Raw genomic sequence first — 14,224 nt, forward strand, 5'->3', positions numbered from 1 at the left:
GTAAGTGGCGACAGACGAGCCGGGCCGTACGCCGGGTTCTGTTTCCGGGAGGACCTCACGATCCCCCCGGCGACGGCCATCCATCTAGGGCCTACGTTGCCGTAGGCCTCGTGCGGTCTACCCGGGGACTCGGGCGGGCAGCCCTCGAACGTCCCCGCAGAGCGCTTTTTAAGGCGCTCCTTTTGACCTTGCTCCGGGTGGGGTTTACCTAGCCGCCTGAGTCGCCTCAGGCGCTGGTGGTCTCTTACACCACCGTTTCACCCTTACCCAGTGCCGAAGCACCGGGCGGTTTGTTTTCTGTGGCACTGTCCCGCGGGTCACCCCGGGTGGCCGTTAGCCATCACCCTGCCCTGTGGAGCCCGGACGTTCCTCGGGGAGTCCTCCCAGGGAGGATTCCACGCGGCCGTCCGCCCGGCTCGTCTGCCGTGGGGACCATGTTACCGGGGACTCGGGGCACGATGGTTCCGCGGTGACCTTGACCGGGCCCGCCGTGGCCAGGACCGAGCCGGTCAGGATGAGGGCGAAGGCGACGCCCACACCGAGAGTCAGCGGCTCGGACAGGAACAGCACTCCCGCCACCACCGCCACTGCCGGGTTGACGTACGTGATCACCGTCGCCCTCGTCGGGCCGACCTCCTTGATCAGTTCCAGGAAGGCGACGAAGGCCACCGCCGTGCAGATCACGCCGAGGCCCGCGAGGGCGGCGAGGACCGAGGCGGAGGGGACTGAGGCAGGCCAGGTCAGGGCCGCTCCCGGGGCGTACACCAGGGCCGCCAAGGCCAGGCATGGTGCCGTGAGCTGGAGAGACGGGACGTCCTTCAGGTGGCGCGCGGCTATCAGGGGCGCCGTCGCGTACCCCACCACCGTCACCAGCACCTCCGCCATCGACTTCGCGTCGCCCCCGGTGAGGTGCGGGACCGTCAGTACCCCTACACCCGCAAGGCCCAGTCCCAGGCCCGTCACCCGCCGTACGCCCAGCCGTTCCGTGTCGCCGAAGAAGCGGGCCAGGACCACGCCGACTATCGGTACGCCCGCGATCAGCAGACCGGCCGTGGAGCTGGAGAGGTGGCGTTCCGCTTCCGTAAGCGTGTACCAGGGGCCCATGATCTCTATGACCGCGAAGGCCAGCATGGGGCGCCAGTGCGACCGTACGGTCGACGTCAGACCTCCCTGCCGGATCGCGAACGGCAGCAGGAGCAGCGCGCCCACAGCGCAGCGTACGAACACCACCATCGCCGCGGACAGCGGGGCGTCCACCGCCACTTTGATCATCAGGTAGGGGATGCCCCAGACCACTCCCATCAGGGAGAACAGGAACCAGCCGCGTGCAGTCATGCGGCCATCCTCAACATCTCAACGACTTACGTCTTGAACGCTGTTGCGGTACGCCGCCGGGGTCACCCCCAGCACCCGGCGGAACCAGCGCGTCAGGTGGGCCTGGTCCGCGAAGCCCACCAGGCCCGCCACCTCGGCCGGGCGCAGACCGGATTCCAGTAGGCCGCGCGCCCTGCCGACCCTGTACTGGGCCAGCCATGCGTACGGCGGCACCCCCATCGTCGTACGGAAGGCCCGAAGGAGTTGGTACCGGGACAGGCCCAGGTCCGCGGCCATGTCGGCGAGGGACGGGGGTGACAGCAACTCGTCGGCCAGGCGGTCGCGTACCGCTCTCGCCACCGCCTCCGCGCCCGGGATCGGGCAGGTCGTCACGCGTGCCGTGGAGTGGCGGCAGGCCAGGGCCGTCAACAGCCAGGGGAGGCGGGACTCCGTCTCCAACGGGTCGGGGCAGGCGCTGAGTTCGGTGTGGGCGGAGAGGAGTGCCGCGGCCAGTTCCGGGTCGTCGAGGAGTGGTTCGCGGAAGTGGGGGAGGCCGATGTCCGCGCTTCCGTCCGTGAGCAGAGCCGGCGCGGCGTACAGGGCCCGGTACGCGTAACCGTCCGTCGTGTTTCCCGGGCCGCCCGTGTGCATCTCGCCCGGGGCCAGGACGACGATCGAGCCGGGGCCCGTGCGGATGTGGCCGCCGCGGTAGTCGATGAGCTCCGCGCCGCCGACGCAGACGCCGATCGTGTACTCGTCGTGGGTGTGGGGGGCGTATACGTGGCGGTCGAAGCGGGCGGTCAGGAGGTCCAGGGGTGGGCCGCAGCGGCCCAGCCGAGCCCTGGTCCACAGAGCCTGTTCCCGTGCGTTCATCGCCTGCCCCCGTCCATCGCTAAGGGTGCAACGACTTCAGGCCCCTCTTCCATGCCGCGTCCAGGTCCGCGTCGTCCGGAAACCTGCCGTGGATCTCCAGGATCACCATGCCGTGGGCGAAGGCCCAGACCGAGCGGGCCAGGTCCAGGTCGCCGCCGCAGGTCCGCAGCAGCGGCATCGCGGCACGGTCCTCCAGGCCCGGGGGGAGCGCGGGGCGTGGGAGGGGGCGTTCGGTGCTGAGGCAGTAGAGGTGGGGGTGGGCCAGGGCATACGCCCGGTAGGCCTCGGCCAGGGCCGGCAGGGAGCCGGGGGTTCGTTGTTCCGCGGTCTCCAACGCCTCCGCGGACTCCTCCAGCATCTGCGCGACCAGTTCGACCTCCACGGCCTGCTTGTCCGGGAAGTGCTTGTAGAGGGAGGGCGCCTTGATGCCCAGTCGGTCGGCAACGGCCCGCAGGGTGAGCGCGGTGGGGCCGGACTCCTCCAGCAGCCCTCGTGCGGCCGTCGCGATCTCCCGGGCGCGGGGGGTGAGACGGTCACCCGGACGGTCACTCTGTCCCTGCCCCTGTCCCTGCCCCTGTCCCTGCCCCTGCCCCTGCCCCTGCGCCACGGCGGCACCTGCCCGCTCCCCCGGTCCACCGTTGGCGTCAGTCACGCTGGAACCCCTCCTTCGTCCGCAGCCCGTACCCGAAGGCGCGATCGAACGAGATGTGGGCGAGCCAGCCGCACAGGGCCGCGAACGCCGGGGGCCAGGCGGTCACGGGGCCGAACGTGTACAGGGCCATCAGCGCCAGGGGGACCGCCGCCCGGTGCATCGCGTTGTAGTACGGCACCGCGCGCGGCGGGAGCTGCCCCTTCTCCATCCCGGGCGCCTCGTCGAGGGCGACCAGGAAGGTCAGGTCCGGGAGGACGAAGAAGGCGAGGGCGAGGGTGCCCGCGAGCCAGCCGTGGTTGACGGCCTCCAGCACCGCGAACGCGGACCAGAACAGTGCGCCCGCGAGCCAGGCCGTGCGGCGGACGATGGTGAGGACTCGGCGGTCACGGACAGGACGACCGGTGGTGGTGACCGTGCTCATGGTTTTCCTCCGGCAGACTCGGCTAACATCGTTAGCCACACCGTATGGCTAACGATGTTAGCCGTCAAGCGAACGGCAAGGCTCAACCGTCAGCTTCGGCGTCGTCGGCGGCGGCTCACGCAGGCGCGAACCGCACCTTCCCGCCACCCGGACCCGCCAGTTCCGCCTCGATGAGCCTGACCCTCAGCCGCTCTCCCAGCCTCTGCCCCAGCCCCTCCCCCTCCACCCGGCCGATCACCGCCGGTGTCTCCAACTGCACCGTTCCGAGCGTCGGTCGGCGTTCGTCCACGTCCACCACGCAGCCGTCGAAGACCTCGCCCACGCGGTCCTTCAGCAGTGCCGCCTCGACGATGTCGACGCACGCCCGCTCGGCCCTGTTCGCCCGTCGCGAGCCCTCGGACATCTCACCCGGCAGGGCGTCCAGCGCGGAACGAACCCAGTCCGGCACCTCCGCCCCTGCCACCGCTGCCAGGCAGATCTCCGACGCATACCGGTCGACCAGACGCCGAAGCGGGGCCGTGCAGTGGGCGTAGGGGGCGGCCACGGCCGCGTGGGTGGTGATGGCCGGGAGGACGCCGTCGCGGAAATCCGTGTAGCCGGCGCCGCGCAACAGCGTCGTGCACTCCAGGAGGAAGGCCGCGTGGTGGGGGATCGCCGGGTCCAGGGACCGCACCAGTGCCGCGTACGACATGTGGTGCGGCCAGTCGATGTGCAGGGCCTGGGCGGTACGGCGGAGGCGGCCGACCGCGCCGTCCGGTGCGGCCGGGAGCGTGCGGAGCACTCCCGTTCCGTGTGTGAGCATCAGGTCGGCCGCGGCCATGCCCGTGAGCAGGGAGATCTGGGCGTTCCAGCCCTCGGCGGGCAGTGGGGCGCGGTAGGTCGGTTCGTATGTGCCGTTCCGCTCGACGATCTCCTGTTCGGGGACCCGCAAGGAGATTCCGCCGCGCTCGACCTCCAGCGCCTCTCGCAGCCGGCCCACCTCCGCCAGCAACACCAGCGGTTCCTCGGCCGTGCCGGAGTCGATCGCCTTCTGTACGCCCTCGTAGGCGAGCTTGGCCCGGCTGCGGACCAGGCAACGGCGGACGTCGGCCGCGGTCGTACGGCCGTCCGCGTCGAGGTCGATCGTCCACAGGGCGGCCGGGCGGACCTGGTCCGGGAGCAGGCTCGCGGCCCCCTCGCTGAGCAGGGGCGGGTGCAGAGGGACCTTCTCGTCCGGGAAGTAGAGGGTGGCGACCCTCCGATGCGTCTCCGCGTCCAGCGCCGATCCGGGGACGACGAAGGCGGCGACGTCGGCGATGGCGTACCGGACGCGGTAGCCGGTGCCCTGCCGGGACAGGTGCATCGCCTGGTCGAGGTCGGTGGACGTGGGCGGGTCGATGGTGAGGAGGGGGAGGTCGGTGGCGTCGTCGTAGGCCTGGAGCGGAGGCGTCCGTTGCGCCTCCGCCGTCACGTCGGGCGGGAAGTCCGACGGCACGCCGAGTTCGGTGCGCAGGGCGTCGAAGGCAGCCCGTAGCGGGACGTCGGTCACGCGTATGCGGCGGCGGGGCATACAGCGAGCGTAGGGCCGGGCGCACCGGCGAGCACGCCGTACGCTGTGGCGGAGTTCAACAGAAGGAGATCTTCCGTGCTGGTCCTGCTGCCTCCCTCCGAAGGCAAGGCGTCCTCCGGTCGTGGCGCCCCGCTGAAGCTGGAGTCGCTCTCGCTGCCGGGGCTCAACGAGAGCCGGGAGGCGGTCCTCGACGCGCTCGTGGAGCTGTGCGCGGGGGACGAGGAGAAGGCGCGCGAGGTGCTGGGGCTGAGCGAGGGGCTGCGGGGCGAGGTCGCGAAGAACGTCGAGCTCAGGACCGCGGGAGCACGGCCCGCCGGGGAGATCTACACGGGTGTGCTCTACGACGCCCTCGACCTGGCTTCCCTCGACACGGCCGCGAAAAGGCGGGCCGGGCGTTCGCTGCTGGTGTTCTCGGGGTTGTGGGGTGCGGTCCGGGTGACCGACCGGATCCCCTCCTACCGCTGCTCGATGGGGGTGCGGCTGCCGGGGATCGGGGCGCTGGGCTCGCACTGGCGTACGCCGATGGCCGGCGTTCTCGCCGAGGCCGCCGGGAACGGGCTCGTGCTCGACCTGCGGTCCTCCGCCTACGCCGCCGCGTGGAAGCCGAAGGGCGAGGTCGCGGGGCGGACGGCGACCGTACGGGTGCTGCACGCGCCGACCGGGAAGGTCGTCAGCCACTTCAACAAGGCGACCAAGGGGCGGATGGTGCGGAGTCTGCTGTCCGCGGGGGTCTCCCCGAAGGGCCCGGCCGAGCTGGTGGAGGCGCTGCGGGAGCTCGGGTACGTGGTGGAGGCGCAGGCGCCCGCGAGGTCCGGGCAGGCGTGGGCCCTGGATGTGCTGGTGGACGAGATCCACTGAGGTCCGCCCGCGGGGACGGAACGAGGACACCACGAGGCCAGCCGTTGCAGACGATGCAACGACCTTTGCGCACCTCGCATCGCTTCGGCAGGATGACGCCATGGCCTCCTCCACGCATGCCTCCCTTCTCGACATCGCGCCCGTCGTCCCCGTCGTGGTCGTGGCGGACGCGTCCGACGCCGTGCCGCTCGCGCGGGCGCTGGTCGCCGGTGGGCTGCCCGCGATCGAGGTGACGCTGCGCACCCCGGCCGCGCTCGACGCGATCCGGGCGATCGCCGACGAGGTGCCGGACGCGGTGGTCGGGGCCGGGACGGTCATCACGCCGGCCCAGGTGGGCGACTGCGTGGCCGCGGGGGCTCGCTTCCTGGTCAGCCCGGGGTGGACGGACGTACTGCTGGCGGCGATGCGGGAGTCGGGGCTGCCGTTCCTGCCCGGGGTGTCGACCACGTCGGAGGTCGTGGCGCTGCTGGAGCGGGGCGTGACGGAGATGAAGTTCTTCCCCGCGGAGGCCGCGGGCGGTACGGCGTATCTGACGTCGCTCGCCGGGCCGTTGCCGCGGGCGCGGTTCTGCCCGACCGGGGGGATCGGGCCCGGCAACGCGCCGGAGTACCTGTCTCTGCCCAACGTCGGCTGTGTGGGCGGGACTTGGATGCTGCCCGCCGATGCCATCGCCTCGCGGGACTGGGGGCGGGTGAAGGCGCTGGCCCGGGAGGCCGCCGGGCTGAGGATGCTACGGGCGCAGGTGTGAGGTGTCGTTGAGGAGTCGCACGCTGGCGTTGCCGTCGGCGTAGTGGGCCACCACGGACAGGGAGGCCGCCGAGAGTTCCATGCGGAACAGGGACTCGGGCGGGGCGCCCAGGGCGAGGCGCACGAACGTCTTGATCGGGGTGACGTGCGTGACGAGCAGGACCGTGCGGCCCGCGTACGCCGCCACGAGCTTGTCCCTGGTCGCCGCGATCCGGGTCGCCGTGGCCGTGAAGCTCTCGCCGCCGCCGGTCGGTTCGGCCTCCGGGTCGGACAGCCAGGTGTTCAGGTCGTCCGGGTAGAGCTCGCGCACCTCGCCGAAGGTCAGGCCCTCCCAGGCGCCGAAGTCGGTCTCGATCAGCCCGTCCTCGACGGTGACGTCCAGGCCGAGCCGGTCGGCCACGGCGGCGGCGGTCTCCCGGGTACGGGTCAGCGGCGAGGCCAGGATGTGCTGGATCGTGCCCCGCCGGGCCATGGCTTCGGCCGCTCGCTGCGCCTGCTCCCTGCCGACGTCGGAGAGGGCCGGATCGGTACCGCCGCTTCCCGAGAACCGCTTCTGTGGGGTCAGCGGGGTCTCACCGTGCCGCAGGAGCACGAACGTGGTGGGCGCGCCCATGTCGGCCGGGGCCCAGCCCGGACTCGCCACGGTACGAGCCGCCCGCACGTCGGCCTCCGCCCTGGCGCCAGCGGCTGCACCGCCGGGGGTCTCCGCCCCGCCGCGACGGGACGACGACGCCTGCGACGACGCCGGGGACGAAGAGGAACCGGCGGAGGAAGCAGCCGCGGGTGACGCCGAGCCGGCGGACGGGAACAGCGCCGAAGGTCCCGCCCACGCCGACGAACCCGCCGCGGACAGCCCCGCCGAAGAGGAGTTCGCCGTCGCAGACGAACCCGCCGAAGGCGCCCACGAACCGGCCGAAGTCGCAGACGAACCAGCCGAAGTCGCCGACAAACCGGCCGAGGAGGAACTCGCCGCCCCGACACCTTGCGCCCCGACACCCGTCGCCGCGACGACCGCCCCCCGCCGCACCGAACTGGCAGACGCTCCCGAGTCCATCGCCTCGTTGGCCAACCGGTCCGCGTGCTTGTTCTGCTCGCGTGGGATCCACTCGTATGTGACCTGCCCTGGCGGGTAGATCCGTGCCGCCTCCATGGCCAGCGGCTTCATGTCCGGGTGCTTGATCTTCCAGCGGCCCGACATCTGCTCGACGACCAGCTTGGAGTCCATGCGGACGTGCACGGAGGCGGACGGGTCGAGGTCGTGCGCGGCGCGCAGCCCGGCCAGCAGTCCCCGGTACTCGGCGACGTTGTTGGTGACGACGCCGAGGTATTCGTACACCTCGACCAGCGTCTCCCCCGTCACCGCGTCCAGGACCACGGAGCCGTACCCGGCGGGCCCGGGGTTGCCCCGCGAGCCGCCGTCGGCCTCGACGATGAACTCCCGCACGTCTGAAGCTCCTTACAGACCGGACTCGGACGTGCGCACCAGGATGCGGCGGCAGTTCTCGCAGCGCACCACGGTGTCGGGGGCGGCGGCGCGGACCTCGTTGAAGTCGGTGATCGCGAGCTCCTGGCGGCAGCCCTGGCAGGTGCGCTGGTACAGCTTGGCCGCGCCGACGCCGCCCTGCTGCTCGCGGAGCTTGTCGTAGAGCTTGAGGAGGTCGGCGGGGACGGTGCCCGCGACGACCGAGCGCTCCTTGGTCGCCGTGGCGGCGTCGCCGTCCAGCACTGCGAGTGCCGCGTCCCGGCGGGACGTCGCGTCGTCGATCTTCGCCTGGACGGAGGAGACGCGTTCGGTGAGCTCGGCGACCCGCTCCTGCGCGGACTCGCGACGCTCCATGACCTCCAGGACGACGTCCTCAAGGTCACCCTGGCGCTTGGCGAGGGAGACGATCTCGCGCTGGAGGTTCTCCAGGTCCTTGGGCGAGGTCACGGCACCGGAGTCCAGGCGCTGCTGGTCGCGGGTGGCGCGCTGGCGGACCTGGTCGACGTCCTGCTCGGCCTTGGTCTGCTCACGGGCGGTGTCGCTCTCCTCGGTCTGCGCGGCGACGAGCAGGTCGCGCAGCTGGGTGGCGTCCTTGGTGAGCGCTTCGATCTCGGCGTGCTCGGGCAGCGACCTGCGCTTGTGCGCGAGCTGCTGGAGGCGGACGTCGAGGGCCTGGACGTCGAGGAGGCGGATCTGGTCGGCGGGCGCGGCGTTCAGTTGGGGGCTCCAGGTGAAGGGGAGTGACTGGTCCAGGGGTCGGTGACCGTCTTGGAGACGTGCACGCGCAGGTCCCAGCCGTGGCGGTCGGAGATCTCGTCGAGCTGGGCGGCGGCCAGCTCGCACCAGGGCCACTCGGTGGCCCAGTGCGCCGCGTCGAGCAGTGCGAGGGGGCCTTGGGCGACCGCTTCGGAGACCGGGTGGTGGCGCAGGTCCGCGGTGAGGAAGGCGTCGACGCCGGCCGCGCGGACCTGGTCGAAGAGGCTGTCGCCGGAACCGCCGCTGACGGCGATCGTGCGGACGGTGGCCTCCGGGTCACCGGCGACGCGGATGCCCTGCGCGGTGGCGGGCAGGCGCTCGGCGGCCCTCGCGGCGAACTCGCGCACGGTCATCGGGGAGTCCAGCTCGCACACGCGCCCAAGGCCCCGGCGCCCGGACGGATCCGTCGGGTCCGGCACCAGGGGCCCTACGACCCGGACGTCGAGGGCGCCGGCGAGCGCGTCGGAGACGCCCGGGTCGGCGGTGTCCGCGTTGGTGTGGGCCACGTGCAGGGCGATGTCGTTCTTGATCAACGTGTGCACGACGCGGCCCTTGAAGTGCGAGGCCGCCACGGTCGTCGTACCGCGCAGGTAGAGGGGGTGGTGGGTGACCAGCAGGTCCGCGTCCAGCTTCACCGCTTCGTCGACGATCTCCTGGACCGGGTCGACGGCGAACAGGATCCGCGTGACCTCCTGGTCGGGATCGCCCACGACGGTGCCGACCGCGTCCCAGGACTCGGCCCGCTCGGCGGGCCACAGGCTCTCCAGCGCGGCGATGACTTCAGACAGACGGGGCACGGGGCAAGGCTACCTGCCTGTTCTTCCCGGTAGAACCTGTGCCGTCGGTCCACCGGAACCCGCGCCCCGGCGAGCACAGTCGTCCCGGTTTCCTCAGGCGAATCGTTCCTGGGCCATCCCTTTGTGTGACGCGAAAGCCTGCCGGTCCCACGCCTGTGCGTGCGAAAACTACTTTCGTGGCCGGAGGTGACCAGACGATGACGGCCTGTGCCATCGAGCCCGCGGCGGCTGACGAGGACGGGGAGAGCCCGCGGACGCATTGCGTGATCACTGTCGACGGCTCCTACGCGGCCCGCCTCGCCCAGAACGGCGACTCCTGGTTCCCGGAGCGCTGGACCCTGGACGGCCCCGAGCCGTACGCGGTGCCACTACCCGGCAACCAGCCCGAGGAGCCCGGTACCGAAGTGCACCCGATGAGCGACGGAAGGGTGCTGATCAGGCGGTTCGCGGACGGGCGGCACAACTTCTCGCTGCTGTACCCGACCGGCCCCACCACCGGCGAGCTGCCGTTGGGCGCGGTCGAGTGCCCCGACGAGGGGACGGCCCTACGGCTGCTGCCGCCGGCGCCGGGCGGCGAGAAGGCGTACGCGCTCGCCGTGGGCCGGCGCTCCAGTGCCGTGTGGCTGGTGGCGGGCGGCGCCTTCGGGCCCGAGCACCTGGCGGAGATCCCGGGGCGCTGCTCGGGCGGGGTGTGGCTGGACACGGCGGGGCGGATGCTCGTGCTCGACCGGGAGGTGGGCGGCCGCACCAAGTCCGTCGTGGTCGATCTGGAGCGGGGCGGGGAGGTGTCGCCGCTGCTGCAGATCGCCGACGGCAGCGACGACCGGCTGCTGCTTGCCGACCCGGACAGCGGGCTGCTGCTGATCTCCTCGGACGCGCCCTCGCCGGGGCGTGAGCGGCTGGGGTGGGGGGTGTTGGGCAGCACGCTGCCGGTGCGGTTCCCGGAGTGCCTGCGGGTGCCGGACTGCACGGTGACGCCGTTCGCGATCCAGCCGGGGCAGGTGCTGACGCCGGAGAACTGTGGGGTGGCGCTGCGCATCGACGGCCCGATGGGCAGCTGGGTGGGTGTGTGGCGGCCCGCGGCCCGGCAGGTCGAGCATCTCCTGGCGCCCGAGGGGTGGTTGGCGGGGGCGGGACTGTGGACCGAGGCCGGGGAGCTGCTGCTGCCGTACACCACGGCGGACGCGCCGTGCGGGGTGGCGCGGTGGGCGGCTGCATCCAGGAGCGGGGTCCTCGGCGGGGAAGCCGGGGGCCCGGGGGAAACGGGGGCGGGGGAAACGGGCCCGGAGGATCCGGAAGGGGACGGTGACAGCGGTGGCGGCAGGGGCGCCCGGTCGCCGGAACCGGGTCCTCCGGAGCCTGTCGTGGCACGCCCGGTGCCTCTGCAGCAAGCCCCGTTGGGCAATCTTGTAACGAAGTAGTGCCGGTTGGTCCGGCCGTCTGGATTCGCTCCGTGGTGCGCTGGTTAAAATCGCCCCGCTGTAAGAAAGATCATGTTGACGGGGTGAATTACTTCCGATGAGCGACGCCAGCACGAAACAGTCGACTGCCGACGTCCAGGAGTCCACCGGCCACGGTAAGCACCGTGGTCCGGTCTCGGTCCAGGACAGCGAGTCGGCCCCACGCGGCCGTCACCGCAAGTCGGTCGAGCAGACCGAGATCGCGGCCTGACGGCGGACGGCACACGGCCCTGCCTCTCGTACGAGGGGCAGGGCCGTTTCGCGTCCGGTGCACCGGACAACCGGCCTATTCCCGTTTGAGTCCCAGCACTTCCGCCGCCGCGAACGTCTCCCCCGTCGGCCGCCGCGCGTAGTGCGGGGTGAGCAGCGCGTCCAGCTCGTCGTAGGTGAAGGCGTCCTGCTTGCTGTCGAACTTGGCCTGCACCCGCGGCCGTTCGACGACCACCACCATCCCTCCGTGCACGACGAGCAGCTGGCCGTTGACGCGCTCGGCGGCGGGCGAGGCCAAGTAGCCGACGAGCGGGGCGACATGCTCGGGGGCGAGGGGGTCGAGTCCCGACTCGGGCTGCTCGAAGCCGGCGAAGACGTCCTCGGTCATCCGGGTGCGGGCACGCGGGCAGATGGCGTTGGCGGTCACGCCGTACTTGGCGAGCGCGAGCGCCGTCGAGGTGGTGAGCCCGACGATCCCGCCCTTGGCTGCCGCGTAGTTGGGCTGTCCGGCGGACCCGGCGAGGAAGGCCTCCGAGGAGGTGTTCACGATACGGCCGTACACCGGCCCGTTCGCCGCCTTGGACCGCTCCCGCCAGTGTGCGGCCGCGAACCGGGTCGTGTTGAAGTGGCCCTTGAGGTGGACCCGGATCACCGCGTCCCACTCGCCCTCGGTCATGGAGAACACCATGCGGTCGCGCAGGATGCCCGCGTTGTTGACGAGGATGTCGAGCCTGCCGAACTCGGCGATCGCCGACTCGACCAGCTTTCCCGCCTGTTGGTGGTCGGCCACGTCTCCGGTGTGGGCGGAGGCCTGTCCGCCCGAGGCCCGGATCTCCTCGGCGACCTGCTCGGCGGGGCCCGCGGAGGCCTCACCGGAACCGTCACGGCCCGACTGTCCGTAGTCGTTGACGACCACGGCCGCGCCGAGCCGGGCCAGCTCCAGCGCCTCGGCCCGGCCCAGCCCCCGGCCTGCGCCGGTGACGATCGCCGTGAGTCCCTCAAGTGGCAGTGACATCGGCATCGCGGCCCTCAGATCTCGATGCATGTGCGCAGGGAGGTGCCCGTGCGCATCTGGTCGAGTGCCTCGTTGATCTCGCTCAACGACACCCGGTGGGTGATCAGACCGTCCAGGTCGACGCGGCCAGCCCGCCACAGGGCGATGGTCCGCTCGTAGGAACGCAGGACGTCGCCGCCGCCGTACATGGACGGCAGGATGCGCTTCTCGTCGAAGAACAGCTCGAACATGTTGAGCTGGAGGTTGTCGTCCATGGCGCCCGCGCCGACGACCACGAGGGTGCCGCCGCGCCGGGTGGTGTCGTACGCCGTGCGGGCGGTCGCCGACCTGCCGACGACCTCGAAGACGTAGTCGAAGCCCTCGCCCGCGGTGACCTGCTGCTTGGCGTCGGCCAGTTCCTCCGGGGAGACGGCCCGGGTGGCGCCGAACTTCAGGGCGGCCTCCCGGCGCGAGGCGACCGGGTCGACGGCGACGATCTCGGCGGCGCCCTTGAGGCGGGCACCCTGGATCGCGGAGATGCCGACACCGCCGCAGCCGATCACGGCGACCGACGAACCGGCCTCCACGTCGGCGGTGTTGAGCGCGGCCCCGAGTCCGGTGGTGACCCCGCAGCCGATCAGCGCCGCTATGTCGAAGGGCACGTCGTCGGGGATCGGCACCGCGCAACCGGCGTCGACGACGACCTCCTCGGCGAAGGTGCCGGTGCCCGCGAAGCCGAAGATGTCGCCGCCGGGGCGCCTGAAGTTGGGGGTGCCCGCGTTCATGAACCCGGCCAGGCACAGTTCGGTCTGGCCGCGCTTGCAGGCGGGACAGACGCCGCAGGCGGGCAGCCAGCAGACGACGACCCGGTCGCCGGGCTTCAAGTGGCTTACGCCCTCCCCGACTTCGAGGATCTCGCCCGCGCCCTCGTGCCCCGGAACGAAGGGGGCGGGCTGCGGGAGGACCCCGCCCATCGCGGACAGGTCGGAGTGGCACAGCCCCGTGGCCCGTACCCGGATCCTGACCCTGCCGGGGCCGAACCCCACCGCCTCGACGTCGTCGAGGACTTCGAGCTTTTCCTGGCCGATCTCGTGCAGTACGGCTGCGCGCATGGTGCGGCTCCCCTCAGGGTCATCCAGGGTTCAGGAGTGTTCGACGACGGTGTCGGCGAGGACGGGCGCGTCGTCCCGCTCGATCGCGCCGACGGCGACCCGGGTGGACTCCGCCGTGTGCCACATACGGATCCGCAGGGTCTCCCCCGGGTACACGACCCCGGCGAACCGGGTGACGTAGGACCGCACCCGGGTCACATCGCCGCCGAGCAGCGTGTCGACGACCGCCTTCAGCGTCATGCCGTAGGTGCACAGCCCGTGCAGGATGGGCCGTTCGAACCCGGCGACCTTGGCGAACTCCGGGTCGGCGTGCAGCGGGTTCCAGTCGCCGGAGAGGCGGTAGAGCAGTGCCTGGTCCTCGCGGATCCGGCGCTCCACGATCCGGTCCGGCTCGCCGGCCGGGGGTTCCAGGCGGGCGGAGGGGCCCCGGTCGCCGCCCCAGCCGCCCTCTCCGCGTACGAAGATCTGGGCGTCGTTCGTCCACAACGGGCCCTCGGTGTCGGCCACTTCGGTCCGCATGACCAGGACGGCGGCCTTGCCCTTGTCGTACACGGCGGCGATCCGGTTGGTCGCGGTGGCGGTTCCCGCGGCCGGGAGGGGCCGGTGGATCACGAGGCTCTGCCCGCCGTGCAGCACGCGCGCGAGGTCGACCTCGATGCCCGGCATCGACAGTCCGCTGATCACTCCCGGCGAGCCCGAGCCGGCGACGGTGGCGAAGCTGGGCAGGACGTGCAGCCGGGATTCGAGGGTGTAGCGCAGTTCGTCGGGGTCGGTCGCGGGGGTCCCGGCACCGATACCGAGGTGGTAGAGCTGGACGTCCTTCGAGGTCCAGGAGATCTCGCCGGTCCGGGGTTCGGCGGCGAGGGCTGTGGCGGCATCGATGGGCATACGGCTCCTGACAGTGGCGGAGTCAAGACCCCGGTACGGCCGTCCGCACCGTCGGCCGCACCGAGGTCGTCGCGGGCCGATCTAGAACGCGTTCCAGTCCGGCGCCCTCT

The 14,224-nt window shown here is 71.8% G+C and carries 14 protein-coding genes, 1 other RNA gene and 1 pseudogene; 4 read left to right on the forward strand and 12 right to left on the reverse strand.

Annotated elements, in window-relative coordinates:
- Positions 1–11 precede the first annotated feature (11 nt).
- The 6 genes and pseudogenes from rnpB to ACZ48Z_RS07900 form a co-directional block, all read right to left on the reverse strand.
- Positions 12–419, reverse strand: an RNA gene (gene rnpB / locus ACZ48Z_RS07875) — RNase P RNA component class A.
- Between the two features lie 85 nt (positions 420–504).
- Positions 505–1,335: pseudogene (locus tag ACZ48Z_RS07880) on the reverse strand (DMT family transporter); the annotation flags it as partial.
- A gap of 18 nt (positions 1,336–1,353) precedes the next feature.
- Complete coding sequence (locus tag ACZ48Z_RS07885; RefSeq protein ID WP_468734933.1) at positions 1,354–2,187, reverse strand: AraC family transcriptional regulator; 834 nt, start codon at positions 2,185–2,187, stop codon at positions 1,354–1,356.
- Positions 2,188–2,206: 19 nt separating this feature from the next.
- Positions 2,207–2,695 carry a TetR/AcrR family transcriptional regulator gene (locus ACZ48Z_RS07890; RefSeq protein WP_468735227.1) on the reverse strand — a complete coding sequence of 163 codons (489 nt, stop codon included), beginning with the start codon at positions 2,693–2,695 and terminating at the stop codon, positions 2,207–2,209.
- 136 nt (positions 2,696–2,831) lie between these two features.
- Positions 2,832–3,260: a DUF4260 family protein gene (locus ACZ48Z_RS07895; protein ID WP_468734934.1), complete on the reverse strand. Its 429-nt coding sequence runs from the start codon at positions 3,258–3,260 to the stop codon at positions 2,832–2,834.
- 115 nt (positions 3,261–3,375) lie between these two features.
- Entirely contained in the window at positions 3,376–4,809 is a 1,434-nt protein-coding gene (locus ACZ48Z_RS07900) for an RNB domain-containing ribonuclease (protein ID WP_468734935.1), read from the reverse strand.
- 75 nt (positions 4,810–4,884) lie between these two features.
- Between ACZ48Z_RS07900 and yaaA the strand changes: the two genes are divergently transcribed.
- Positions 4,885–5,667 (forward strand): peroxide stress protein YaaA, encoded by a 783-nt coding sequence (yaaA, locus tag ACZ48Z_RS07905; RefSeq protein ID WP_468734936.1) that lies wholly within the window; start codon positions 4,885–4,887, stop codon positions 5,665–5,667.
- 100 nt (positions 5,668–5,767) lie between these two features.
- Positions 5,768–6,415 carry a bifunctional 4-hydroxy-2-oxoglutarate aldolase/2-dehydro-3-deoxy-phosphogluconate aldolase gene (gene eda, locus ACZ48Z_RS07910; RefSeq protein ID WP_468734937.1) on the forward strand — a complete coding sequence of 216 codons (648 nt, stop codon included), beginning with the start codon at positions 5,768–5,770 and terminating at the stop codon, positions 6,413–6,415.
- On the opposite strand, the gene ACZ48Z_RS07915 is transcribed toward eda, so the two are convergent.
- Genes ACZ48Z_RS07915 through ACZ48Z_RS07925 form a run of 3 tightly spaced genes read right to left on the reverse strand, consistent with a single transcriptional unit; the run spans position 6,398 to position 9,450 of the window.
- Positions 6,398–7,858: a bifunctional RNase H/acid phosphatase gene (locus ACZ48Z_RS07915; protein WP_468734938.1), complete on the reverse strand. Its 1,461-nt coding sequence runs from the start codon at positions 7,856–7,858 to the stop codon at positions 6,398–6,400. The two genes, eda and ACZ48Z_RS07915, sit on opposite strands and share 18 nt — an antisense overlap.
- Before the next feature lie 12 nt (positions 7,859–7,870).
- A complete protein-coding gene (locus tag ACZ48Z_RS07920; RefSeq protein ID WP_468735228.1) occupies positions 7,871–8,614 on the reverse strand; it encodes a zinc ribbon domain-containing protein in 744 nt (247 codons plus the stop codon).
- Positions 8,611–9,450, reverse strand: coding sequence for a Nif3-like dinuclear metal center hexameric protein (locus tag ACZ48Z_RS07925; RefSeq protein WP_468734939.1), 840 nt, complete (start codon positions 9,448–9,450; stop codon positions 8,611–8,613). Before ACZ48Z_RS07925 ends, ACZ48Z_RS07920 begins: the two co-directional genes overlap by 4 nt.
- Before the next feature lie 197 nt (positions 9,451–9,647).
- Between ACZ48Z_RS07925 and ACZ48Z_RS07930 the strand changes: the two genes are divergently transcribed.
- Positions 9,648–10,871, forward strand: coding sequence for a hypothetical protein (locus ACZ48Z_RS07930; protein WP_468735229.1), 1,224 nt, complete (start codon positions 9,648–9,650; stop codon positions 10,869–10,871).
- 97 nt (positions 10,872–10,968) lie between these two features.
- Positions 10,969–11,121, forward strand: coding sequence for a hypothetical protein (locus ACZ48Z_RS07935; protein ID WP_468734940.1), 153 nt, complete (start codon positions 10,969–10,971; stop codon positions 11,119–11,121).
- Between the two features lie 75 nt (positions 11,122–11,196).
- On the opposite strand, the gene ACZ48Z_RS07940 is transcribed toward ACZ48Z_RS07935, so the two are convergent.
- From ACZ48Z_RS07940 to ACZ48Z_RS07950, 3 genes are read right to left on the reverse strand one after another with little or no spacing between them, the layout of a single operon-like run.
- A complete protein-coding gene (locus ACZ48Z_RS07940; protein WP_468735230.1) occupies positions 11,197–12,135 on the reverse strand; it encodes a 3-oxoacyl-ACP reductase in 939 nt (312 codons plus the stop codon).
- Between the two features lie 14 nt (positions 12,136–12,149).
- On the reverse strand, positions 12,150–13,226 hold the full coding sequence (locus tag ACZ48Z_RS07945) for a Zn-dependent alcohol dehydrogenase (protein ID WP_468734941.1): 1,077 nt from the start codon (positions 13,224–13,226) through the stop codon (positions 12,150–12,152).
- A 30-nt stretch (positions 13,227–13,256) separates the two neighbouring features.
- Entirely contained in the window at positions 13,257–14,114 is an 858-nt protein-coding gene (locus ACZ48Z_RS07950; RefSeq protein ID WP_468734942.1) for a MaoC/PaaZ C-terminal domain-containing protein, read from the reverse strand.
- Positions 14,115–14,224: the final 110 nt, after the last annotated feature.

It is taken from the genome of Streptomyces sp. NPDC031225 (genome assembly GCF_055570355.1).

Excerpts from the sequence above, each read along its gene's own strand:
- ACZ48Z_RS07885 (WP_468734933.1), bottom strand. The coding sequence starts at position 2,187 with ATGAACGCACGGGAACAGGCTCTGTGGACCAGGGCTCGGCTGGGCCGC.
- ACZ48Z_RS07895 (WP_468734934.1), bottom strand. The coding sequence starts at position 3,260 with ATGAGCACGGTCACCACCACCGGTCGTCCTGTCCGTGACCGCCGAGTC.
- ACZ48Z_RS07900 (WP_468734935.1), bottom strand. The coding sequence starts at position 4,809 with ATGCCCCGCCGCCGCATACGCGTGACCGACGTCCCGCTACGGGCTGCC.
- eda (WP_468734937.1), top strand. The coding sequence starts at position 5,768 with ATGGCCTCCTCCACGCATGCCTCCCTTCTCGACATCGCGCCCGTCGTC.
- ACZ48Z_RS07930 (WP_468735229.1), top strand. The coding sequence starts at position 9,648 with ATGACGGCCTGTGCCATCGAGCCCGCGGCGGCTGACGAGGACGGGGAG.
- ACZ48Z_RS07935 (WP_468734940.1), top strand. The coding sequence starts at position 10,969 with ATGAGCGACGCCAGCACGAAACAGTCGACTGCCGACGTCCAGGAGTCC.
- ACZ48Z_RS07940 (WP_468735230.1), bottom strand. The coding sequence starts at position 12,135 with ATGTCACTGCCACTTGAGGGACTCACGGCGATCGTCACCGGCGCAGGC.
- ACZ48Z_RS07945 (WP_468734941.1), bottom strand. The coding sequence starts at position 13,226 with ATGCGCGCAGCCGTACTGCACGAGATCGGCCAGGAAAAGCTCGAAGTC.
- ACZ48Z_RS07950 (WP_468734942.1), bottom strand. The coding sequence starts at position 14,114 with ATGCCCATCGATGCCGCCACAGCCCTCGCCGCCGAACCCCGGACCGGC.